The 21,783-nt window shown below is 45.6% G+C and carries 24 protein-coding genes and 1 riboswitch; of the genes, 4 read left to right on the top strand and 20 right to left on the bottom strand.

The annotated features are described in order from the left end of the window. Positions 1 to 7: 7 nt before the first annotated feature. The 11 genes from liaR to BSI_RS04760 form a co-directional block, all read right to left on the bottom strand. Positions 8 to 643, bottom strand: a complete 636-nt coding sequence (liaR, locus tag BSI_RS04710) for a two-component system response regulator LiaR (RefSeq protein ID WP_003240766.1) — start codon at positions 641 to 643, stop codon at positions 8 to 10. Beyond that, positions 621 to 1,703 carry a two-component system sensor histidine kinase LiaS gene (gene liaS, locus BSI_RS04715; protein WP_003240764.1) on the bottom strand — a complete coding sequence of 361 codons (1,083 nt, stop codon included), beginning with the start codon at positions 1,701 to 1,703 and terminating at the stop codon, positions 621 to 623. Before liaS ends, liaR begins: the two co-directional genes overlap by 23 nt. After that, complete coding sequence (gene liaF / locus BSI_RS04720) at positions 1,700 to 2,425, bottom strand: cell wall-active antibiotics response protein LiaF (RefSeq protein ID WP_003240762.1); 726 nt, start codon at positions 2,423 to 2,425, stop codon at positions 1,700 to 1,702. The genes liaS and liaF overlap by 4 nt, the downstream gene beginning before the upstream one ends. 33 nt (positions 2,426 to 2,458) lie before the next feature. Continuing rightward, entirely contained in the window at positions 2,459 to 3,331 is an 873-nt protein-coding gene (liaG, locus tag BSI_RS04725; RefSeq protein ID WP_003240761.1) for a LiaG family protein, read from the bottom strand. Between the two features lie 100 nt (positions 3,332 to 3,431). Continuing rightward, entirely contained in the window at positions 3,432 to 4,112 is a 681-nt protein-coding gene (gene liaH, locus BSI_RS04730; protein ID WP_003240760.1) for a stress responsive protein LiaH, read from the bottom strand. Between the two features lie 26 nt (positions 4,113 to 4,138). Then, a complete protein-coding gene (liaI, locus tag BSI_RS04735) occupies positions 4,139 to 4,519 on the bottom strand; it encodes a cell envelope stress-induced membrane anchor protein LiaI (RefSeq protein ID WP_003240759.1) in 381 nt (126 codons plus the stop codon). Between the two features lie 161 nt (positions 4,520 to 4,680). Further along, a complete protein-coding gene (locus BSI_RS04740; protein WP_032732258.1) occupies positions 4,681 to 5,949 on the bottom strand; it encodes an MFS transporter in 1,269 nt (422 codons plus the stop codon). A gap of 174 nt (positions 5,950 to 6,123) precedes the next feature. Continuing rightward, complete coding sequence (locus BSI_RS04745; protein WP_003240757.1) at positions 6,124 to 6,705, bottom strand: cob(I)yrinic acid a,c-diamide adenosyltransferase; 582 nt, start codon at positions 6,703 to 6,705, stop codon at positions 6,124 to 6,126. A 21-nt stretch (positions 6,706 to 6,726) separates the two neighbouring features. Beyond that, positions 6,727 to 8,055, bottom strand: coding sequence for an ABC transporter ATP-binding protein (locus BSI_RS04750; RefSeq protein WP_080030892.1), 1,329 nt, complete (start codon positions 8,053 to 8,055; stop codon positions 6,727 to 6,729). Beyond that, positions 8,055 to 9,116: a FecCD family ABC transporter permease gene (locus tag BSI_RS04755; RefSeq protein ID WP_032732257.1), complete on the bottom strand. Its 1,062-nt coding sequence runs from the start codon at positions 9,114 to 9,116 to the stop codon at positions 8,055 to 8,057. Before BSI_RS04755 ends, BSI_RS04750 begins: the two co-directional genes overlap by 1 nt. After that, positions 9,079 to 10,023, bottom strand: a complete 945-nt coding sequence (locus BSI_RS04760) for an ABC transporter substrate-binding protein (protein ID WP_003240753.1) — start codon at positions 10,021 to 10,023, stop codon at positions 9,079 to 9,081. The genes BSI_RS04755 and BSI_RS04760 overlap by 38 nt, the downstream gene beginning before the upstream one ends. A gap of 105 nt (positions 10,024 to 10,128) precedes the next feature. Next, positions 10,129 to 10,268: riboswitch (cobalamin riboswitch) on the bottom strand. Between the two features lie 153 nt (positions 10,269 to 10,421). Between BSI_RS04760 and BSI_RS04770 the strand changes: the two genes are divergently transcribed. Further along, complete coding sequence (locus tag BSI_RS04770) at positions 10,422 to 11,213, top strand: SDR family NAD(P)-dependent oxidoreductase (protein ID WP_003240749.1); 792 nt, start codon at positions 10,422 to 10,424, stop codon at positions 11,211 to 11,213. Between the two features lie 37 nt (positions 11,214 to 11,250). On the opposite strand, the gene BSI_RS04775 is transcribed toward BSI_RS04770, so the two are convergent. The 5 genes from BSI_RS04775 to sigO all read right to left on the bottom strand — a co-directional run bounded on the left by BSI_RS04775 (position 11,251) and on the right by sigO (position 15,569). Beyond that, positions 11,251 to 12,129: an SMP-30/gluconolactonase/LRE family protein gene (locus BSI_RS04775; protein ID WP_003240747.1), complete on the bottom strand. Its 879-nt coding sequence runs from the start codon at positions 12,127 to 12,129 to the stop codon at positions 11,251 to 11,253. A 68-nt stretch (positions 12,130 to 12,197) separates the two neighbouring features. Then, positions 12,198 to 13,940, bottom strand: coding sequence for a two-component system sensor histidine kinase YvrG (yvrG, locus tag BSI_RS04780; protein ID WP_032732256.1), 1,743 nt, complete (start codon positions 13,938 to 13,940; stop codon positions 12,198 to 12,200). After that, the gene (yvrH, locus tag BSI_RS04785) at positions 13,937 to 14,650 is read right to left on the bottom strand and encodes a two-component system response regulator YvrH (RefSeq protein WP_003243545.1); all 714 of its coding nucleotides are present in this window, start codon (positions 14,648 to 14,650) and stop codon (positions 13,937 to 13,939) included. Before yvrH ends, yvrG begins: the two co-directional genes overlap by 4 nt. A gap of 149 nt (positions 14,651 to 14,799) precedes the next feature. After that, positions 14,800 to 15,036, bottom strand: coding sequence for a sigma-O factor regulator RsoA (gene rsoA, locus BSI_RS04790; RefSeq protein WP_003240741.1), 237 nt, complete (start codon positions 15,034 to 15,036; stop codon positions 14,800 to 14,802). Further along, on the bottom strand, positions 15,033 to 15,569 hold the full coding sequence (gene sigO / locus BSI_RS04795; RefSeq protein WP_080030891.1) for an RNA polymerase sigma factor SigO: 537 nt from the start codon (positions 15,567 to 15,569) through the stop codon (positions 15,033 to 15,035). The genes rsoA and sigO overlap by 4 nt, the downstream gene beginning before the upstream one ends. Positions 15,570 to 15,770: 201 nt before the next feature. On the opposite strand from sigO, the gene BSI_RS04800 reads away from it, so the two are divergent. From BSI_RS04800 to rsiO, 3 genes are all read left to right on the top strand, one after another. Then, the gene (locus tag BSI_RS04800) at positions 15,771 to 15,926 is read left to right on the top strand and encodes a YvrJ family protein (RefSeq protein ID WP_003221632.1); all 156 of its coding nucleotides are present in this window, start codon (positions 15,771 to 15,773) and stop codon (positions 15,924 to 15,926) included. A 119-nt stretch (positions 15,927 to 16,045) separates the two neighbouring features. Further along, positions 16,046 to 17,203, top strand: a complete 1,158-nt coding sequence (gene oxdC, locus BSI_RS04805) for an oxalate decarboxylase (protein WP_003240737.1) — start codon at positions 16,046 to 16,048, stop codon at positions 17,201 to 17,203. A gap of 60 nt (positions 17,204 to 17,263) precedes the next feature. After that, on the top strand, positions 17,264 to 17,674 hold the full coding sequence (rsiO, locus tag BSI_RS04810; RefSeq protein ID WP_003240734.1) for an acid stress-sensitive anti sigma factor RsiO: 411 nt from the start codon (positions 17,264 to 17,266) through the stop codon (positions 17,672 to 17,674). Between the two features lie 33 nt (positions 17,675 to 17,707). On the opposite strand, the gene BSI_RS04815 is transcribed toward rsiO, so the two are convergent. The 4 genes from BSI_RS04815 to BSI_RS04830 all read right to left on the bottom strand — a co-directional run bounded on the left by BSI_RS04815 (position 17,708) and on the right by BSI_RS04830 (position 21,774). Further along, a complete protein-coding gene (locus tag BSI_RS04815; protein WP_003240733.1) occupies positions 17,708 to 18,934 on the bottom strand; it encodes an ABC transporter permease in 1,227 nt (408 codons plus the stop codon). After that, on the bottom strand, positions 18,927 to 19,616 hold the full coding sequence (locus BSI_RS04820; RefSeq protein WP_003240730.1) for an ABC transporter ATP-binding protein: 690 nt from the start codon (positions 19,614 to 19,616) through the stop codon (positions 18,927 to 18,929). Before BSI_RS04820 ends, BSI_RS04815 begins: the two co-directional genes overlap by 8 nt. Further along, complete coding sequence (locus tag BSI_RS04825; RefSeq protein ID WP_003240728.1) at positions 19,600 to 20,793, bottom strand: efflux RND transporter periplasmic adaptor subunit; 1,194 nt, start codon at positions 20,791 to 20,793, stop codon at positions 19,600 to 19,602. Before BSI_RS04825 ends, BSI_RS04820 begins: the two co-directional genes overlap by 17 nt. Before the next feature lie 171 nt (positions 20,794 to 20,964). Further along, positions 20,965 to 21,774, bottom strand: coding sequence for an ABC transporter ATP-binding protein (locus BSI_RS04830; RefSeq protein WP_003240726.1), 810 nt, complete (start codon positions 21,772 to 21,774; stop codon positions 20,965 to 20,967). Between the last annotated feature and the right edge of the window lie 9 nt (positions 21,775 to 21,783).

The raw sequence follows: 21,783 nt of genomic DNA, 5'->3' as shown, positions 1-21,783 counted from the left end.
CAGACGCCTATTTTACGAGGTGATTTCGGTGTGCATACACCGCCGCCTGCGTCCGGTCACTGACATCCAGTTTTGATAAAATATTGGTGATATGGGTTTTGACTGTTTTAATGGTGATAAACAGTTCCTCGCCTATTTCTTTGTTTGTTTTTCCTTCTGCGATCAGGCAGAGAATTTCGAGCTCCCGTTTCGTAAGTGATTCATGCGGGAGCGCGTGTTCACCTGAGTGGCGCAGCCGGGATAATACTTTTCCCGCCACTTTGGATTCCAGCTTAGGTTCTCCCTTGCTTGCGGCGCGGATGGCATCGGCGATTTCCGCAGCTTTTGAGGTTTTCAATAGATAGCTGAGCGCGCCCGCTTCAATGACCGGATACACTTTGTCATCATCAATGAAGCTTGTGAGCACAATAATTTTCGGATCTGGAAGCTCTCGGCAAATCTGCTTTGTGGCTTCAATGCCATCCATGCCCTCCATGACAAGATCCATTAAAATGACATCAGGCGACAATTCAGCAGCAAGCCGCACGCCTTCGCTGCCGTCAGACGCTTCGCCGATGACTTCAATATCAGGCTGCGCCTCCAAAAAAGCCGCGAGCCCCATTCTGACCATTTCATGATCATCAATCAATAATACTCGAATCACGTTCGTTCTCTCCTTTTTCTTCCGGGAAAATCGGAACCTTCACTTCGATTTGTGTGCCTTTCCCTTCTACTGAAATCACTTCGGCGACCCCGCCGATTTCGCTTGCACGTTCTTTCATAGAGTTCAAGCCGTATGAGGATGCTTTCACCTGATCCATTTTAAAGCCTTTTCCGTTATCAATAACCTTAAGCCGGAGCTGATTGTTCTTTACGCCCAGAATCACGGATACTTTTGAGGCTTTTGAATGTCTGAATACGTTTGAAAGGGCCTCCTGAACGATTCTGAACAAATGATCTTCCATACCCTTGGATATCGGCGTGTCCTGAATATCCCACTCAATATCAAGCGGCTGTTTCTTCCGGAACTCGTCCAAAAGCTCTGTAAGCCCCTCTTTCAGTCCTTTTCCTTCAAGGGTAACAGGCCTTAAATGAAGCAGCAGCGCCCTCATTTCATTTTGGGCTTCACCTGCCATATGCTCGACCAGCTTGATCCGCTTGACCGTTTTATCATCAGCTTCCTTGACGTGTTCCAACACAGCTGATGTCATCATCGATATTGCAAAGAGCTGCTGGCTGACTGCATCATGAAGATCTCTTGCCAATCGCTGGCGTTCTTCTGAGATAACCGACTTCTTCATTTGCGCCTGCCATTCCGCACGTTCATTGGAAAGTTTCTGCAAGGAAGCGACTTGAAGCTCCACGCGCTTCGCCATTTCATTCAGCTGATCGGCGGCCAGGCCGATTTCGTCATCTCCAAGCGGCGGTATTCGATAAGCGAAATTGCCGTTTTCAAAGGTTAAAATCGATTCGACTAATGTATCAACCCTTGTCTTCAGCCGATTGCCGTACATATACCCTGAGGCAAAACCGACCGTCACGCTGATCAGCAGCAATATCAGGATAAATGGAATTCCAAACCAGCTTGACGACAGCAAAACAAGCGGATCGAGCCGATAGTAAAACATCATAAAGGAAATCAAGCAGGCAAAAAGGAGCAGGCTGATTCCCGTTGTCATGCGGATGGCGCGCCACTGGAGGCTCGCAAGCATTTTTTTTCTCATACGTACTTCACATCCACATCACCGATAAATAAGGAAACGGACACTTTGACCCGGCGCTTTGACTCACTGAAATCGGATGACGCGGCATATACCTTCGTGCTTAATCCGCTTTTCTTCGAGCCGATCAGATTGATATCACCGATAAAAACAGCTGAGCTGACGGCCACTTCAAGGTCTGATGGTACATAAATATCAACGTTTCCAATGACTCCGCTAATGACGATTGTACTTTCTCCCTCGGGAATCATCGCTTTAGACAAGTCGATTTTGATATCACCGATAAAACCAGAGATATTTAAATCATTCAGGTCAAACGGCTGCTTCATCATTTGCAGCTCTCCGATAAAAAAGCTGCGCATATCGGGATGTTTCACATCTTTTGGCGGCTCATGCTGTTCTTTTTTATTGAGATCGACCCGTTTTTCATTTGGTTCAAATATCGGCTTCCCTTTGACAAGCCTGTAGCCGGCGTAAATCAGAAATGCGGCAAACGCATAGCCGAATAAATTAAAGGTGATGCTGAATAGGTTTTTCAAAAATAGAAATGCGGCAAAGATGTACATGACGGAACCGAGCCAATCACGGGAATATTTTTTCAAGAAATAGCCGGCAATCAGAAAAAAGAGCGGCCAAAACAGCAGATCGCCTATTCCGATAATTTGCAAAAACATACTGATGCCGAATAAAGCAATAATAAATCCAAGAAGCTGTTTTTTTGTCATTCCTGGTGTCCGCCTCCTTTCTTCTGCCTGGTGCTACCGTATCGCTAGATCTCCGCTGTCCGTTTTGATATCGATTGGATGCCGGCCGCTTCCTTGTGAGCCTGTGATTTGATGATGAGCTTTATGTGCTGTATCAGCAAATGAATACGGCGAACTGACGCTCCCGCTCGCTGATTTTGCATTGACTGTAAAGCTGCCGTTTTTGGGAAGGCTCAAATCCGCATCGCCGCTTGTCAGCGTGACAGATACAGGGCCCGTTACCTTTTTCAGTGCAGCATCAAGGTTTCCTGAAGTCATCTTCACATCAAGAGAGCCTGATACATCAGCCAGGTTTGCATCTCCTGAAGCTAAGTCAATGCCGGCTGATTTGGAGACGGCATTTGAAATGGTGACATCTCCGGATGATCCCTTCACTTTCAGGTCTTGAAGGCGGACGTCCGTCACTCTCATATTTCCGCTCGCAGATACTGCGTTCAGCCCCGAAAGCGCAAGACGATGATTCCCGTCCACAGACACGTCACCGCTTGAGGTTCGCACCGTCAGATCACCTTTATAATCATACGGAAGCAGGACGACAAGGGAAGAACGGTTAAACCCATTCAGAAATTGAAATTCTTTTTCCTTTGCGGTCAGCTCCAGTTTTCTTCTGTTTTCAGTAACAAATAACTTCCCGGAGTCTCCTGATATGCCTGCCGATATGTCATTTCGTTCTTCCGCTATGATCCGGACATTCTTGTTATCCGACTCAATGACCACGCTGCCGATGTCCCGCGGCGATGCGCTGGCTGAATTAGCTTCTGTGCCGCTTACGAAACCCAAGCCTGCAGCAAACACGTCTTTTACCACGACGGCGAAAAATATAAGAATACCGGCAATGATCAGCAGTTTGCCCAGCATTTTTTTCATTCGATTTCATCCTTCTCATTCATTCTATTATAAAGGAAAAGCCTATGAATTGATACGTGCGGAAGGGAAGGACTTGACCGCAAATCCTTCCCCGTTCCGCTTATTCATTTGCTGCTTTTGACGTCTGGTCTGATTTTTGCAGTGAGAGCGATCGCATTTTTTCAATCTCCGCTTCCACATCATCTGCGTATTCTTTGCGTGTGAGTTCTGTGCCGGCTTCCGCTGACTTTGAATAATTCGCGCGGATTTCCATTTCCTCAATACGGTTTTCAATACGCAAAAATTCACGATACGCGCTTTCGCTGTCAATTTTGTCAAATGTCGTATTCATATGCTCTTTTGCTTTCGCAGCATTTGCGCGGGCAATCAGCGCCTGTTTTTTATCCTTTACGTCCTGAAGCTTTGTTTCAAGTGCAGCCAGCTGTTCTTTCAGCTCAGCCAGCTGGCTGTTCGCTTGTTCATAGGACGCTTTATGCTCAGCCGCCTTCCCTTCTAAGTACTTCATTTCAGTCAGCGCCTTTTTTGCCAGTTCTTCTTCGCCTGAGTCAAATGCGAGCTGTGCCTGATTTTTGCGTTTTCCAGCCACTTCAGCTGCTTCTTCAAATTTTTTCTTGAATTGATAGGCAATCGTGTGCTGTTTTATAATCGTTTGTTTTGCTTTGGCAATGTCACTTTCCATATCACGTACATATTGATTCAGCATCACCTTTGGGTTTTCCATTTTATCAAGACCTTCATGAACTGACGCAACAAACATATCTCTGATTCTTTTTAATACCATACCTGATTCCTCCTAATATGCTGATATTATTTTTTCTTCAAAAATTCTTCCCATTCGTCATCAAAGTGAGATTGGTAGCCAGCTGAAGCCGGTTCAGGATCAAAAGATGACACACCGTTATCAGCTGATCCGTTTTTCATCAGCTTCCAGCCGTAATACACCATAGCGGCCGCCAGCGCAATTCCGACGACAAACGGTAGTGAACAAATGAGCATGATCGCTCCGATACCGCCCAAGATGATTCCTGTGATGGTTTTTCCTGCAGCAAACCTTTTGATTCCTGCGTATGTCATCAAGCCCCCGATGGCGAGCGGGATGATAAAGCCGAAGCTTCCTCCTCCAAAAAAGACGGAGATCCCAAATACAATTAATAAGAATCCGCCTATTGTTTTCTTGTTTATCTTCATGCAGATCCTCCTTTCGTTTTCCTTGTCTTCATCTTAAACAAATTAGCATCTGCGCAAAACGAATCAGAGATTGATTTTTATATAAGACCGGAGTCGTATCTTGTGCCGGACCCATAGACACAAAAAAACGCCATGCGCGAGGCATGGCGTTTCAAAACCCTTTACAGATGAACACTTGCTTCCCTTTCTTTGATCAGGTCGGACCGTTCTGCTTTAGCCAGCTTTGTGAACAGCAAAATTCCGATACCCGCAATAATTTCGACAACCCCTCCGACAGCGATCACTGTTCCTGAACCAAAAGCGTTTGCGGCATATCCGCAAATGACAGCTCCGGCAGGAATGGAAATATTTGAGATCATATGTATAACGGCGTAGACCTGCGGCTGATCCTCACTATCAACAGAGGTCTGGATAATCGTGTACTCTGGAACATTAACAGCACTGACTGCGGCGCCAAAGGTGAACGCAGCGAGAAAGACGAGCGGCAAAAAGGTATTCATACCGGTAATAAAGAAAGCCAATCCTTCAATAATGCCGGCAGTTACAAATAACAGGCCGTATCTGTTTACTTTGACTTTCGCCAGCACAAATCCCAATAAAAATGCGCCTGCGGCGGTGGTGGCCTTTAAAAGCGAGTAAACGATCGGCTGGCCGTTTAAATCTTCTGCAACGTAAACGGCTGAGAGCGCTTCCCAAGGGGCAGCCGCGAAATTCATAAAAATACAATAAATGGCGAGCGGATATAAAATCTGATGTCTTCTGACGAGCGTAAAACCGCGTTTCAGTCTTCCGATATATGTGCCTCTCTGCGTAACGGCAGCAGACTCTGATTGGGATTCAACCGCAGTGTACTTAATAAAAAGGACGAGAAAGCCAGAAACCAAATAGAGAACAAGTGCGATAAGCATTGTATAAGAAGGGCTGATAAATGTAAGAAAAGCACCGCATAACGTGACAGCTCCGAGCCGGACAATTTGAGCAGAGGACTGCAGTACAGCGTTTGCTTTTTGAATGCCCTCTTCATTTACGATTTGAGGAATCAAAGCTATGGAGGCGGGATTGTAGGCGGCGCCCGTAGCAGAATGCACAATCATAAGCGTCATGACAAACCACAGCGGAGAAAAGCCGGCAAAGTGACACAGAGGAATAATCAAAACAATCGCAGCCCTTGTCAGATCTGAAAAGTACATCCAAAATTTCAGCGTGTTCTGTTTCATGAAAGGACCCGTCACAGGTGCCAGTACAGCTTCCGGCAGAAAGGTAACAGCAATCAATAAAGCAGTCCCGATCGCACCTTTGCCGTCATAAATTAAAAACCATAATATTGAATTAAATGCGAACATATCGCCGGATATCTTGACTATTCTTGAGAAAAAAAGATAATTGAAATTTCTCTTCCAGATGCTATCACTTTCAATTAAATTCACCATCTATCAGAGCCCCCCACTGCCTATTTTTTACATCTATTTATTCCAATATCTCATTTTTCCATTTTTCAGTCAATAATTCATAAGGTTCATTTTTTGTCGTAAAATGGGAGATTGACAGAATGAAAAACAAAAAAGCCGGCATGTAGGGAATACGCCGGCTTTTATTTTCTCTTTTTATGATTCGCTGCTGTTTCGGTCCCGAAATACAATAGCACTTCTTTCATATTCTACATCGTCAATGCCGCTTCTTACGTTCACAACCCGTGCGGCGGCAAAGAAATAGTCGGACAGACGATTCAAATAACGAAGCACTGTTTCATGGATCTCCTCCGTTTTCATCAGCGCCACCACTCGGCGTTCCGCCCGCCTAGCAATGGTGCGCGCCGCATGGAGAAGCGAAGCGCCCTTCGATCCGCCCGGAAGAATAAATTTCTTCAGTTCTGGCGCTTCTGATGTATAGGCATCAATGCGCGTTTCTAAAAAGGAAACGGATTCTTCCTTTAGTTTGTAGTCTTTTCTTTCTGTGACAATTGCCAGATCGCCTCCGCAGTCAAACAGCTCATGCTGGATGATCAGCAGCTCGGCTGTCAAATCTTCAAAGCCGGGCTGCCCGGAAAGCTCTGACAAAGCAAGCCCAACAAAGCTGTTCAGCTCGTCAATCGTGCCGTAGCTTTCGACGCGGAGGCTGTCCTTGTCCGTTCTGCCTCCGACTAAGCTCGTTTGTCCCTTATCGCCTGTTTTTGTATATAGTTTCATACATGTGTCTCCTTTACAGACTTATTCAAACAGCTCTGCAGCCTCTTTTACACATTCAGCTGTTCCTATCTGTATCAATTGATTCAGCCGCTTTTCTGTGTTTTCAGATTGCTGAGTTTGTGTCGCAGCGATGAGAATATCACCCTCTGCCCGTCCGTCTCCCAGCACTTTCATCCGTTCTGCTTCGGCAGTCATGAGAGCTCTGACAAAGCATTGATCTGCCGCATAGCCGTTGATCAAAATCCATATCGAAAAGCCGGTCATGACACATATCAAAACGGATAGCTCTCCATCTTCATACGTTCGATGCACGAAACGGTCAAGCCTTCCCGGAGAAGCCATCGCACAAGTTTCCGGCAGATGAAAACCGTTTTCTGACAGATAGGCCGTAAGCCCTTCTATAGGATCTGACTGAATTGGCAGCCGTTTATGTATCAGCGTCCTGCTCCACGAAAACCCTGCACCGACAGGCGTTGAGGACAGTGTACGAAGCGGGATTTCCGTTTGCAGAAGAATGTCATCATGCCCCGTTTGAAGCAAAGATTCAAACGGGATAGGCTGCTGCTTCACGCTGTCTTTTTCAGGCTGTATCGCAATCATCGGTTTTGGGGAGCTGTGATGGACCAAGGTGGTGACATCTGTATCGTACACGGCCTTTATGTGATGTTCTGTGACCGCATATTCCGGCTTTTGCTTAGGCCCGGCTGTACCATTTTTCATAAACAAGAGCTCATCACAGTACAGGCTCGCGGTGTTCAAATCATGAAAAACGCTGACAGCTGCCAATCCGTTTTCTCTTGTCAGGCGTTTGATGAGATCAAGCAGTTCTTTTTGATAAGCCAGATCAAGAAAATTTGTCGGCTCGTCCAAAAATAAAATACGCGGCTGCTGCGCCAAAGCTTGGGCCAAATACACCCGCTGCTGTTCCCCTCCGCTTAGATCGCGGATCGATTTTCCTGCAAAAGCGGCCACTCCGGTTTGCTCCATTGCTTCCTGTACAATGGCTTCATCCTTTTCAGTCTGCTGTCTGAACAGCCCTGTTTGGAATGGATATCTGCCGAAGGCTACAGTTTCTTTGACGGTAAAGGTAAAGGCTTGATCCGTTTTTTGCGGCAGGACGGCCATGATTTGCGCCAGTTCCTTCGGTTTATAGTCTGCCAGCGGTTTGCCATCCAAATAAACACTGCCTTCCTTGGCCGGCAGCGTACCAGTCAGCAAGTGTAAAAGCGTGGTTTTTCCGCTTCCATTAGGGCCGAGAATACCGAGAAATTCACCCTTCTCCACTGTTAAGCTGACATTGTTGATCAGCCGGCTGTCTCCGTATCCTCCCGACAGCCCTTCTGCCTTCATCATAAGCTTCTCCCCCCGCGGTGCTGCCGAATTAAAATAAGGGCAAAAACAGGTGCCCCCGCCAAGGACGTAATAATCCCAATCGGCAGTTCAATCGGCTCAATGATCGTTCTGGAAAGCAGATCAGCTAAAACAAGAAAACCTGCTCCGAGCAAGGCGGACAGCGGCAGTAAATGCCGATGGTCCGTTCCCCACAAAAGCCTTGTGATATGCGGAATCACAAGACCGACAAAGCCGATCGTGCCGGATACAGCCACAGCGCTTCCCGTCAAAAGAGAGCCAGCTATCAAAATCAGCATTTTTCTCTGCTGAACGCTGACTCCGAGAAGCTTTGCTTTGTCTTCTCCATATGTCATTACGTTCAGCTCTCTTCCATTGACGATCAGTAAAACGGTTCCCAAAAGAAAAAACGGGAGAAACAGAACAACATAACTCCAGCCCCTCATGGAGACACTGCCGAGCAGCCAATGCACAATCGGCAGCAGGTTGTCGCCTGTCAAGGCAATGATAAGAGAAATAAATGCGCCCAAAAAAGAGTTAATGATGACACCGGTCAAAATCAGGGTAGAAACAGACATTGAAGCATGAACGAGGCGGCTGAAGGAAAGGACCGCCGCCATCGTGGCAAGTGCCGCGGCTACACTCACAACCGGGAGTGTAAACCCTCCGATAACAGGAAGCTGCAGGCTAAAGAATAGGGTCACAACCGCTCCGACTGAAGCACCGGATGAAACACCAAGTGTGTAGGGGTCAGCAAGAGGATTTTTCAACAGCCCCTGAAAAGCAGCCCCTGCGATAGAAAGAGCCGCCCCCACAAGGGCGGCCAGCACAACTCTCGGCAGTCTGATATTCATCATAATATTGGTGTACATCGGGTCATCAGAACCGATAGAGCCGCCAAAGCCTTCATGCCAAAAGACACGAAAGATAGCAGGTATAGGAATTTGCAGGCTGCCGCAAGAAATTCCTAATATGATGCTCACGGCTAAAAATGAAAAACTGATGATATATGCGGAGTAACAATTATTCCTTAAACGTATCCGGGTAAATGCTTTCCGCAAGTTCTTCGACCCCTTCGATCAGACGGGGGCCGGAGCGTGTCACAAGATCAGGATCCACATCATACACGCGATGATGTTTCACAGCATCGATTTCGCTCCAGCCATCGCGTTTTTCCACTGCTTTCGCTTTCACTCCGTCCGTTGTAACGATAGCATCAGGATTGAGTTTTACGATCGCCTCGTCTGTCATTTGCACCCAGCCTGTTTGGTCCGCTGCTACGTTTTTAGCATGGATGACATTCAGCATTTCATTCATAAACGTGTCTTTTCCGGTTGTGTAAATGTCAGGATCAGGAGAAACCTCGATAAATACGCTTTTCTCCTCGTCTTTTGAAATGGTTTTCGCTTTTTCTTGAATATCCTGCAAATCTGATTTCATGCTTTTCACGAGCTGATCGGCTTTTTTCTCTGCCCCGGCAGCTTCTCCGATCATTTCGATTGATTTGTACACCTCGGAAAATGATTGTGCATCATTGACAGTCAGCACGGTAATGCCCGCGTCCTTCAGCTGTTTGATGGCATCCGCTGACGCTGACATGGAAGACTCATGGGCAAGAACGAGATCCGGCTTGAGAGAAATGACTTTCTCAACGTTTACATTCATATCTCCGACCTTATCAACCTTTTTGACTTCCTTTGGATATGTATCGTTTGTGGTGACGCCAACCACTTTGTCACCGAGGCCGAGAGCGTATGTAATTTCTGTGTTGCTAGGCATTAATGAAACAATCTTTTTCGGCTCCTTTTTGATTGTCACATCTTGATTTGACGCATCATCAATGGTGACAGGAAACGCTTCTGTCTTTTGTTTTGCCTTGGAGTCCTCCTGATTTGCAGCATTTCCGCAGCCTGTCATCATAACAGCAGCCAGCAGAAGCGCAGTCCATATTCCGGCTAGTTTCTTCATAACCTTTCCTCCTAAGTGAACTAAAAAAAGCATCTCTACGATGGTAAAGATGCTGTAAACAACACAAAAAAGCCTATTGTTTACACATCATCTGTCCTCGCAGACTTCGTGCTGATCAAACAGGCAGGTATCCTGGCTCTTGGCGCTATGGCCAATTACAGTGGCGGGACCGCACCGGCTTTTACCGGTTTCCCTATTAAGCCGGCTGTTGTTCACGGACCGGCACCTATTTGACATTCGTATCCTTTTTTCGGAGTAATTATACTATATGACTGACAGGCTTGTATATGCGTCCTGAATGACTTTTCCCCGGTATATGTATGAGAGCAAAATCCTCGTAAACACTAAATTTGATCTTGTATACTTAATACCATCATCAATAAAAAGGAATGATTCTTTTGGATTTACAGCTCAGAGACAAACTCGTTTTAATCACCGGCTCGACTTCAGGTATCGGGAAAGCTGCAGCAAAAAGCTTTCTGCAAGAGGGTGCGGCTGTCATTGTCAACGGACGCAAACAAGAGACTGTCGATCGCACAGTTGAAGAGCTTTCTGCATATGGAACCGTGCACGGTGCGGCTGCCGATTTGTCAAAAACAGATGAAGCAGCGGCTTTTATTGAAAAAGTAAATGAAATCGGTGATATCGATATCCTTGTCAACAACCTTGGTTTCTTCGAGGTAAAAGACTTTGCCGATGTAACAGATGAAGAGTGGAATCAATATTTCGAAGTGAACGTGATGAGCGCGGTTCGGACAAGCCGTCACTTCCTTCCAAAAATGCTTGCCAAAAACAGCGGACGCATTTTAAATATCGCAAGTGAAGCAGGCATCAAACCGCTTCCAACGATGATTCCATACTCCATGACAAAAACGGCGCTGATCAGCCTTTCAAGAGGGATGGCTGAAATGACGAAAGGCACGAATGTGACGGTCAACTCAGTGCTTCCGGGGCCCACTTGGACAGAGGGCGTCGCATCCTATATGGAAGGCGCCGCACAAGCTGCCGGCCAGGATACAGATACATTCATTAAGGACTATTTTAAAGTCAATGAGCCGACTTCTCTTATTCAGCGATACGCGACAGCAGAAGAAGTTGCTAACACGATTGTATTCCTCGCGTCTGACGCTGCATCTGCCATCAACGGCACGGCACAGCGTGTGGAAGGTGGCATTATCCGTTCTCTGTAATATGCAAAAAACGCATCCGTATTTCGGATGCGTTTTTTTATACGTCTCCAGCGAATGGAACCGGCTGGTATCCGCCTGTTTCCAATTTTGCTGAAAACAATCCTCCCGCATGAGGCTGCTCGTATCTTTCTGTTTCTGTCATTTGTTCCGTTGCCGTTGTAATGTAAAGGGTTTTTAAGTCCCTGCCGCCGAACGCGCAGCACGTGACATATTTGGCCGGCACACTGATTGAATCGATTTCTTTTTTCTGAAACGGATCAATGTGAACAACGCGGCTGCCGCCAAACAGCGCCACCCACAGCATGCCATTTTGGTCGATTGTCATGCCGTCCGGCAATCCGTCTGATTGATCAAAACGATAGACGGGTTCTGGATTTGAGACATCTCCGCTTTCGGGATCATAGCTGTAACGCACAATCTCCTGCGTCGGCGTGTCGATGTAATACATCAAATTCCGCTCGCGATCCCAATCCAAACCGTTTGAGGTAGAGACTTGATCTTTGATTTTGGCAAGACTGCCATCTAGGTCCAAACGGTACAGCGAGGCCTGTTTTTGTTCGCCTTCCATGCTCGTCGTCCCCGCCCAAAGCCGTCCGTACGGGTCACATTTAGCGTCATTAAAACGCAGGCTCTCATGCATATCCTTCGGCTGTTTGATTTTTTCCAGGCTGTCATCCTGAAGATGATACAGGTAAAACCCGTCCTTCATCGTCATAATCAGTTCATCCTTTGCGTATTTCGCAAGCGCCGTCACAAAGGATTTAAATTTGATCGACCGGTTGATTTTTTCTTGAGGGTCGAAGATGTGGAGCTCACTCCCTAAGATATCAACCCAATATAAGCGGCCGCTTTCTTCATCCCATAACGGGCCTTCACCAATGACTGCCCTAGTGTCTGCTTCCAATACTGCATCCATGTGCTACACCTCTTTAGCTTCAGTCTACATATTGTTATTCCCGGCAAAAAGGTGTCCAAACCACATGTTTATTGTTTTTTGAAAAGGATGGTGATGACTGATCCAATGTTTATTCTGCTGTTCACATGAATCGTCCCGTTATGCAGATGGACAAGCTCCTTGGCAATCGCAAGCCCGAGGCCCGTTCCGGCAGCAGGATCTTTTGTGTTCGTCCCTCTGTAGTAACGGTTAAACAAATTGGTGATCGTTTCTTCATCCATTCCCTTCCCATTATCCTTTACCTTCAAAGAAATATGATTTTTTGCTTGTTCCAGAATGACCTGAATCTCCGTTCCTTTGTCGTTGTGCTTCACGGCATTCCCAAGCAGGTTTTCTAATATGCGCCTGAACCACGCTTCATCAAGCGCAAATTCAATATGCTCTTCTTTGGATACAAAGGAGATATCATACCCTTCAGAAAATGGATTTTTCTTAAAATCCTCAATGACATTTTTAAAAAACGGGATAAGGCTTGTGAGCTTTCTCTCAATTGGAAGAGCATCATTTTTCAGCCGATACGTTAAATTTAAGTCTTCAATCAGCTTGGACATGTATTCAGATTTTTCTCTGACAACCTGTCCCATTTCTTTCACTTCTTCCGGCGACCAATCATACTGCTTCGACTCGAGCATCATGCTGTAGCCGTAAATGCTGCTAAGCGGTGTTTTTAAGTCATGCGACAAACCGGCAATCCATTCTTCCCTTGTCGCCTGGATTTTTTCTCTGTTTCTTTTATCCCGCCTCAGCGTTTCAGTCAGCTGATCCATTGATTCAAAAATCTCACCGAAGAAGCGGTACGGCTGTTTGATTTTCCCCTTTTTGTTTTTGCTGATAGGACGGCCTTTCCGGTTTTTCGGTTCCTCGAGTTTCCCTTTAGATAGATTGACCAGCCATTTAATCGTGTGAAAAATCGGCAGCCCGAATCGGAACATATACCAAACAGTCATCCAAATGATATACAGGAACAGAACACCCATAATCAGGAACATCGCCTTTAGCACAACCTTCAGAAATGATTTGTTAAACTCCTGATCGGTTACATAGACAGGGTTCGGCACCGTAGCGACCATCCATCTGTCTTTATTGAGGATCTTAACGGAAATTTCCCGTTTATAGTTCCAAGGTTTAGAGCTGTATTTGAGCAGCTCCAGCTGGTTCATCGTTTTTCTTTCACTTTTTGTGCTGTTGATGCTGTGGATAATGTTTCCATTGCTGTCTAATAGGTAAATGGCACCTTTTTCCCGCTTAATATAGTCGATGGTACTGGACTTATAATGTGCTAGAGAATCTATCTTTTGTTCTCGCTTTTCAACGGAAGTCAGCAGCTGTTCGCTCTTTGATTTCCAGCCGGACAATAGAAGATACGACTTATCTTCAATATTGATGGCCCAGTAATTCAGCTTATAGTTATGAAGCTTTTTGGTTTTATAAATAGACAAAAGCTCTTTCTTGGTATAGGTGCCGGGCACGTCTTTCGGCACGCTGTACGAATAAGCGGTTTTCCCTTTCGAATCAATGATTTGCATCCAGCCATGCTGTTTATCGACAGATTTCTTCAGAAAATTATCCACTTCCCATGACCCATCTTCGTTTACATCGAGATATGCTTCAAGTGTGTCAGTTGTTGCCTTTGTCAGCCCTGAATTGGATTCCGCATCGCTAAACCGAGCGTCTAAATAGAAAAACGAAGCAACAAGCATAACCGTAAGCAGCAGGATTACAATTAGCATCTGCCCGAAAAAGTGAAACAGAAACTTCCATCTTAACCTCATGACCGCTTGCCTTCAGGATTTGGGATAAAACGATAGCCGAGACCGCGAACGGTGACGATATACTCCGGATTGCTCGGATCGCGCTCAATTTTTTCCCGAAGCTTGCGGATATGAACCATAACGGTGTTGTTGTCGCCATAGGAAGGATAGCCCCAAACTTTTTCATAAATTTGATCTTTGGAAAGCACCACATTAGGATGTTCACAAAAATACTGCAATAGCTGCAAAAGCTGAGCTGAACAAGCGACAGCTTCCCCGCCTACGATCAGCTCGGCATTTTGCGGAGAAAATGTAAAATAATCATATGTATAGGTTTGATTTGAGCTCGTTTCTTTCGACTGATATGTGCGCTTGAGGTGCGCTCTGATCCGCGCTGCTAATTCCAGCGGATTAAATGGTTTTGTGATATAGTCATCAGCCCCAACCGCAAAGCCCGACAATTTGTCCGCGTCGGATGATCTTGCCGTCAGGAAAAAAATCGGAGCGTCTGAATACTCTCTGATCAGCGTGCAGGCTTCAAAACCGGACATTCCGCCCATCATGACATCCAGCACGATCAAATCAACCTTATTGGCCTTCACAACCGGAATTGCTTCTTCTGCGCTTGCAGCATCCAGTATATTTCGATAACCTTCTTTTTCGAGAACGCGTTTGATCATGTCCACAATCGCTTTCTCATCGTCTACGATTAAAATTGACGCATTTTCCACTTTTATGTTCCTTTCTGTCACTGTTTTTTTCATCTTATCATTATATCGTTTATTTTTGGTACATTTTTGAATAGGGAAAGTCTGCCGGGCATGACAAACAGAAAACGGGAACATGGAAGTTCCCGTTTATTCGTATTTTCAGATGAAAGTTATGAATTCTCGTCCACCATATACAAAATAAACTCCCAAAACCCCGGAACGTCCTGGCACAAAAGCATATCAGCCTTTTCAAACATTTTGATCTTCAGCTCCTGCTCCAAATCTTCTCTTTCTTGGTAGGACGTATTGCTGAGTTTTTTTCTGATCATCGGCGAAAAGCATGTAATCAGATGTTCAATGTCATACATGTCGTCTTTTTGTTTCTTTTGTTCAAACTGGCCGTTCACAGCTTACTTTCCCCCTTTTTTTGCGCCGCTAGCTGCTTTCTGATATTCTCAAGCCCCTTTTTATGAATGTTGGAGATGTTTTGCCGTGACTCTCCTAATGAATCCGCAATCTCCTGCATCGTGGCACCGTGAAGATAGACTTTTGTCAGCACGCTTTTTTGTTTGTCAGTCAGCTTCTGGATCGCTTGATAAAGCTGATAATCCTGGACATGCTGGCTCAAATCATCCTGCCGGTCTAAAAATGCTTCAAACGCATCACTTCCTGTTTCGGAAGGAAGGCGTTCTCCTGCTTCAGGATGATCAACCGTCAGCGGATACCGTTTTTGGTTTTTGCGAACCCGCTTATCAAAATCAATAGAAAAGATGCGAATCATTGAATTCATATACTTGACGATGCGGATCTCCTTATAAAATTGCCTGAATTGCTCGTCCAATGATTTTGCATCTTTTTCGTTCGGGCTTTCCATTATGTTTTTGAACAAACGGTAATGCTGAGGATTGCTCAAAAAATGCTTCACGATGGGATGCTTCATTATCTCCTTACATTTTGACCGCAAAAGACCTTGATAGTCCATCAAACCGCCTCCCTACTAAATTAAATGAAGGAAAGCAAAAAAAAGTAAACTACTACTTTCTGACTAGCGCTTGTGCAAATGCTCCGGCTGCAGTTTACGTTTTCTTGGATTTCCTTCACTTACATACATGACTGCCAAAAAAGAAGGGAGGTATTTTCAATGGATCAGGTTTTTATAGAGGAAGTCGTAAAACAGATCGGCAATCTGGGGTTTCCTGCGCTGATTGCAATGTACCTGCTGACCCGATTTGAGAAAAAGTTTGATCAGCTGATAGAACTGATGACAGAGCTGAAAGACCAGAAAGCAAAAAATTAATTTTCAATCGAAGTTGACTTTTTACTGTTTTTTTTCACTTAACAAGACAGAAGGGAAAACGAAAGGCCTTTCACCTTCTCTTTCTGCTTAACATTTATTTTTAAGGAGGAGACAGTTACATGAAAAAACAAAACGACATTCCGCAGCCAATCAGAGGAGACAAAGGAGCCACGGTGAAAATCCCGCGCAATATTGAAAGAGACCGGCAAAATCCTGATATGCTCGTTCCGCCGGAAACCGATCATGGAACCGTCAGCAATATGAAATTTTCGTTCTCTGATACTCATAATCGATTAGAAAAAGGTGGATATGCCCGTGAAGTCACCGTACGGGAGCTGCCGATTTCAGAGAACCTTGCATCTGTAAATATGCGGCTGAAGCCAGGTGCCATTCGCGAGCTGCATTGGCATAAAGAAGCAGAATGGGCTTATATGATTTACGGAAGTGCTAGAGTCACAATTGTGGATGAAAAAGGGCGCAGCTTTATTGATGATGTAGGTGAAGGAGATCTTTGGTACTTCCCGTCAGGCCTGCCGCACTCCATTCAAGCGCTGGATGAAGGAGCCGAGTTCCTGCTCGTGTTTGACGATGGATCATTCTCTGAAAACAGCACGTTCCAGCTGACAGACTGGCTTGCGCACACCCCTAAAGAAGTCATTGCTGCGAACTTTGGCATGACAAAAGAAGAAATCGCCAATCTGCCGGGAAAAGAAAAATATATATTTGAAAACCAAATCCCAGGCAGTTTAAAAGATGACATTGTGGAAGGGCCGAACGGCGAAGTGCCTTACCCGTTTACTTACCGCCTTCTTGAACAGGAGCCGATTGAATCAGAGGGAGGAAAAGTATACATTGCAGATTCGACAAACTTTACAGTGTCTAAAACAATCGCATCTGCGCTCGTGACGGTAGAACCCGGCGCCATGAGAGAGCTGCATTGGCATCCGAATACTCACGAATGGCAATATTACATCTCCGGCAAAGCAAGAATGACCGTTTTTGCATCTGACGGCCATGCCAGAACGTTTAACTACCAGGCCGGTGATGTCGGATATGTCCCATTTGCAATGGGTCATTACGTTGAAAACATCGGGGATGAACCGCTTGTCTTTTTAGAAATCTTCAAAGACGACCATTATGCCGATGTCTCTTTAAACCAATGGCTTGCCATGCTTCCTGAAAAATTTGTTCAAGCACACCTTGACTTAGGCAAAGACTTTACCGATGTCCTTTCGAAGGAGAAACATCCGGTTGTGAAAAAGAAATGCAGTAAATAATAGACTTGCAGCTTGCAGAGAGCACTCGTTCTCTGCAAGCACTAAAAAGGAGCTGAACCAGTGAAACAACAAACTTCTTCAAAACGTTTATTGCGGCTCTCCATACAGTACATGCTGGCCGCAGCAGCAGTGGTGTTGACCTATTTTGGAATCATTTTTACTTTGTTTTCTTTAGCGGGAACGAGCTACCGCTCAGCAGCTCATGTCCTGCTTTTTGCCGTGTTATTCCTTGTCCTCGGGTTATGCTTTGAACCATTTGAACGCCTGATGATACATAGTTTTACATTTTTTAAGACAGGAAAACGCCTATTCATTCTCCTTGCCGGCATCGTACAGCTGCTGTTTTTATGGATGACTGCTCATACAACAGACCAATTGATCAGCGACATCTGGCTGTCCACCACAGAAGAAATGATTGTCGCATCTGTTTTTCTGATTTTAGACAAATGCAACTCGGCTCTTCCCAGCTAAAAAAAGAACGCATTCCAATTGAATGCGTTCTTTTTATTCATAGCGAAGCGCGTCTACAGGCTGAAGCTTCGATGCCTTAATGGACGGAAGCAAGCCGAAAATAATGCCGACTGCCATTGAAAAGATGAGTGCTCCGACAACAGCCGGAACGGAGACAATAAAAGGCATCGGAAAAACGACTGTCAGCAGCTTAGCGATGCCGAAGCCTGCCAGCACACCGAGTATTCCGCCAATGCTTGTCAGCACGACAGCCTCGGTTAAAAATTGAAATAAAATCACACGCCGCTTAGCACCGAGCGCTTTCTTAATCCCGATTTCCCTCGTGCGCTCCGTGACGGAAACGAGCATGATGTTCATGACGCCGATACCGCCGACCAAAAGTGAAATACTGGCGATCCCGCCAAGCAGCAATGCAAATGACTGATTAAAGGACTCCACTTCCTGCGCGATCTCCTGAAGATCCATCACACTGTACTCTGCTTTTTCCAGCTCAGCTTCAGACAGTCCTTGGTTTAAAAGATCCGCAGCCATTACGCCGGCTTCTTGGATATGCTCAGAAGAATCGGCCTGCACGGCAATCTGCGTTGGCGCGTCAAAGCCTTCAATGAGCGGCCATACTTTTTTCGGCACGTACAAAACCGGGTTTGCGTAGTCGCCTTCAAACATGCTTTCCTGCTGATTTTTTTCTTTAAAAACACCGGCAACCTTAAACGGCACACCATTCATCTCAATGTTTTTATGCAGAGCGTCTCCGTCTGGAAACAGTTCATCTCTGGCAGCTTCATTGATCATCACCACTTGGCGGGTGCTGTTTAAATCGTTTTCCGTCAGCTTTCTCCCCTCGGTTATACGGATTGGGAACATATCAAAGTAATCACCGTCAACACCGTACACTTGAGGGTACGAAACATTTGTTAAATGAAAAACGCTCGCGCCTTCAGACAAGTAATATAAAGATAATCCTTTGACCATAGGATCAGATTTGATCGCCTTTACTGTTTCTTCAGCTACAGGCGGAGCGGAGGTATACGAAACCTGAGGGCCGCCCTCCTCTTCTCCGCCCGACGGCTGATAGACAACATTAATCGCGTTATTTCCCATGCCGATCATGCTTTGCTTTAATTGTTCGCTTTGGCCCTTCAGCATCGAAACAATCGCGATGATTGCCGCTATGCCGATAATGACACCGAGCATTGTCAGAATCGATCTTAATTTGTGAGAGAAAATTGATTGAAAGGAGATTCGAATATGTTCAAGCATGGCTGATATCCCCTCTCTCATCTAATACCAATTCTCCATCCCGGATAAAAACCGTTCTGTCAGCTTTTCTGGCGACGTCCGGGTCGTGGGTAATCATAATAATGGTCTTGCCTTCCTGATGCAGTTCGGAAAACAGCGATAAAATTTGTTCGCTTGATTTGGTATCAAGCGCCCCGGTCGGTTCATCAGCTAAAATAAACCTCGGCTGATTGACAAGGGCCCTCGCTATCGCCACCCGCTGCTTTTGCCCGCCGGACAGCTTCGGCGGCTTGTAAGAGACCCTGTCTTTTAAACCGACTTTTTCCAGGGCTTCATAAGCTCTTTGCCTTCTCTCTTTTTTCTTCACTTTATTATAGATCATCGGCAGCTCAACATTTTGCAGCGCGGTAAGACGCGGCAGCAGATGAAAGGTTTGAAACACAAACCCGATTGATTCGTTGCGAATGTCGGCTAAGGCACCGTCTTTCCCTTTCAATATATCTATCTGGTCAAGCGTATAGGTTCCGGAGGTTGGCCTGTCCAAACAGCCGATGATATTCATTAACGTTGACTTTCCAGAACCGGAAGGCCCCATAATAGCCAGAAACTCACCCGCCTGGACAGTCAGATTGATATGTTTCAAGATTGGAACTTCTTCTTTTCCCAGCTTGTACGATTTCGAAATATTATTCAGTGTCAGCATTGACTGTAACCTGCTTTCCTTCCTTGACCGCGGGATCAGGATAGATCACATAATCTTCCGGCGTCAGGCCGCTCTTAATTTCTACCATGTCATTTTCATCAGTCTCACCGATTTCAACAGGCTGTTTGACCGCTTTCTGCTTCTCATCGGCTTTCCACACATATGGTTCGCCGTCATCCTGAATCACCATGTCGGTCGGCAGCTTGATCTTGTCCGCATCAGCATCATCACTCATCACTTCGATGTTGACATGATAGCCGACTTCAAGGCCCTTATGGCTGTCTAATAAAATTGTGAACGGATAGTTAGAGGATTGGGGATTCATTTCTTCTTCAGCAAAACTTTCTGACTCCTCCCCCTCGCCTGCTCCCGCCGGAAGCTTGCCGATCGAGGTGACCTTTCCTTTCCACTCGCCTTCACCGCCTGTTTTCAGCGTGACTCTGACTTTGCTGCCTTTTTTGATTGTGTCCATTAACAGCTCGTTGATTTGGCTTTTGACGAGATATTTGCCCGTCGAAACAATCTGGATATACGGACCTGCTGCCTGGTCACCTGTTGCTCCGTCAGCGATATCCTGATTGACGCTTTGAACGATCCCGTCATGCTTGCTTGTAATCACATTGGAACCTTTGTTTTTCGTCAGGGCAGCCAGCTCTTTTTGATGCTGCTTCAGCTCAAGCTGGCTTGTTTTCAAATCGAAATTGGCCTGATCAAGCTCATCTTGAAGCTGTGATTTCTCTTCTTTTCCGGCCGTTTTCAGCTGTTTTTCCGTTTCTGTTATTGATTTTTGCAAACGGCTGATTTGGAGGTTTGTCATTTCAATTTGCAAATTGGCTTGCTCAACTTCGTCAGAATGATCCTCGCCCTCATACTCAAAAAGCTTATCGCCCTTTTTGACCTGATCGCCTTCTTTGACGTATGTTTTTTTAATGCTGCCTTTCTCTGAATCTATGTATACTTTCTGCTGTTTCTCAGGTTCAACCTTTCCAGAAAACGTTTGGCCTGATTCTGATTCTCCTCCCATGTATACCGCTACTGATTCAGCATAGGGCTCCGTTGATACGGCAACTCGGTTCATGTGAGTAAAAAAGTAAAAACCGCCGGCGCCGATCCCCGCCAATACAAGCACACCGGCACATATCGCACCGCCAATAAGCCATTTTTTCTTTTTGGACACAACGATCTCCTCTTTCTGTAAACTATGTAATATTTTCGAAACATTCTAACCAATATTATCTATTAATTCAAAAAGACTTGCAATCTTTTTATTGAAATGAGGCAATCAAATAGAAAAATGGTATTTTCACAGCTGAAAATAAAAAATCCCGGCTCAGAACCGGGATTTTTCTCACACTGAAAGAAGCGTTTTTTCGTTTTTAATCAGGTCATAGGTCAAGCACACAGGTTTATTTGTACGGGGGTCAGTCACGATTTCAGCATCAATCTGAAATACCCGCTTCAAAATGTCCGGAGTCATGACCTCCAGTGCAGTGCCTTCTTTGATGACCGTGCCTTTTTTGAGTGCGATCATATAATGAGAAAAACGGGCTGCATGGTTAAGATCATGAATGACCATTAAAATCGTCCGCCCCTGCTCTTTGTTGAGTCTGTCTAGCAGCTGCAGAATTTCAAGCTGGTGTGCAAGATCAAGATACGTTGTAGGTTCATCCAGCAGCAGCAGTTCCGTCCCTTGCGCAAGCGCCATGGCAATCCACACGCGCTGACGCTGTCCGCCTGACAATGCCTCAATCGGCCGTTCAGCGAATTCAGCCATGCCTGTTTCTTCAAGCGCCCATTTGATAATTTGGCGATCTTCATCATTTAATCTGCCAAATCCTGATTGATGCGGAAATCTGCCGTACGACACCAATTCATACACCGTTAAACCGCTCGGCGCTTCAGGTGTCTGCGGCAGAATCGCCATATCTTTCGCAATGTCCTTTGTAGACATTTTATGAATCGCTTTGCCGTTTAAATAGACGGCACCTGCATGTGAACGCATAATTCTGGACATTGTTTTTAATATCGTTGATTTCCCGCAGCCGTTCGGGCCAATTAAGGTGGTAATTTTCCCTTTAGGAATCGAGATATTTAAATCCTCTACTATTACCCTGTCTCCATAACCGATTCCAAGCTGATCTGTTGATAATGAATTCATATTCGGCCC

It is taken from the genome of Bacillus inaquosorum KCTC 13429 (genome assembly GCF_000332645.1).
GTDB classification, from domain to species: domain Bacteria; phylum Bacillota; class Bacilli; order Bacillales; family Bacillaceae; genus Bacillus; species Bacillus inaquosorum.
This window is presented reverse-complemented; position numbering and strand designations above follow the sequence as displayed.

What these genes read in the sequence shown, in the direction of transcription:
- liaS (WP_003240764.1), bottom strand. Translation starts at nt 1,703, where the DNA reads ATGAGAAAAAAAATGCTTGCGAGCCTCCAGTGGCGCGCCATCCGCATG.
- liaF (WP_003240762.1), bottom strand. Translation starts at nt 2,425, where the DNA reads ATGACAAAAAAACAGCTTCTTGGATTTATTATTGCTTTATTCGGCATC.
- liaG (WP_003240761.1), bottom strand. Translation starts at nt 3,331, where the DNA reads ATGAAAAAAATGCTGGGCAAACTGCTGATCATTGCCGGTATTCTTATA.
- liaH (WP_003240760.1), bottom strand. Translation starts at nt 4,112, where the DNA reads ATGGTATTAAAAAGAATCAGAGATATGTTTGTTGCGTCAGTTCATGAA.
- liaI (WP_003240759.1), bottom strand. Translation starts at nt 4,519, where the DNA reads ATGAAGATAAACAAGAAAACAATAGGCGGATTCTTATTAATTGTATTT.
- BSI_RS04740 (WP_032732258.1), bottom strand. Translation starts at nt 5,949, where the DNA reads ATGGTGAATTTAATTGAAAGTGATAGCATCTGGAAGAGAAATTTCAAT.
- BSI_RS04745 (WP_003240757.1), bottom strand. Translation starts at nt 6,705, where the DNA reads ATGAAACTATATACAAAAACAGGCGATAAGGGACAAACGAGCTTAGTC.
- BSI_RS04750 (WP_080030892.1), bottom strand. Translation starts at nt 8,055, where the DNA reads ATGAAGGCAGAAGGGCTGTCGGGAGGATACGGAGACAGCCGGCTGATC.
- BSI_RS04760 (WP_003240753.1), bottom strand. Translation starts at nt 10,023, where the DNA reads ATGAAGAAACTAGCCGGAATATGGACTGCGCTTCTGCTGGCTGCTGTT.
- BSI_RS04775 (WP_003240747.1), bottom strand. Translation starts at nt 12,129, where the DNA reads ATGGATGCAGTATTGGAAGCAGACACTAGGGCAGTCATTGGTGAAGGC.
- yvrG (WP_032732256.1), bottom strand. Translation starts at nt 13,940, where the DNA reads ATGAGGTTAAGATGGAAGTTTCTGTTTCACTTTTTCGGGCAGATGCTA.
- sigO (WP_080030891.1), bottom strand. Translation starts at nt 15,569, where the DNA reads ATGAAGCATCCCATCGTGAAGCATTTTTTGAGCAATCCTCAGCATTAC.
- BSI_RS04800 (WP_003221632.1), top strand. Translation starts at nt 15,771, where the DNA reads ATGGATCAGGTTTTTATAGAGGAAGTCGTAAAACAGATCGGCAATCTG.
- oxdC (WP_003240737.1), top strand. Translation starts at nt 16,046, where the DNA reads ATGAAAAAACAAAACGACATTCCGCAGCCAATCAGAGGAGACAAAGGA.
- BSI_RS04815 (WP_003240733.1), bottom strand. Translation starts at nt 18,934, where the DNA reads ATGCTTGAACATATTCGAATCTCCTTTCAATCAATTTTCTCTCACAAA.
- BSI_RS04820 (WP_003240730.1), bottom strand. Translation starts at nt 19,616, where the DNA reads ATGCTGACACTGAATAATATTTCGAAATCGTACAAGCTGGGAAAAGAA.
- BSI_RS04830 (WP_003240726.1), bottom strand. Translation starts at nt 21,774, where the DNA reads ATGAATTCATTATCAACAGATCAGCTTGGAATCGGTTATGGAGACAGG.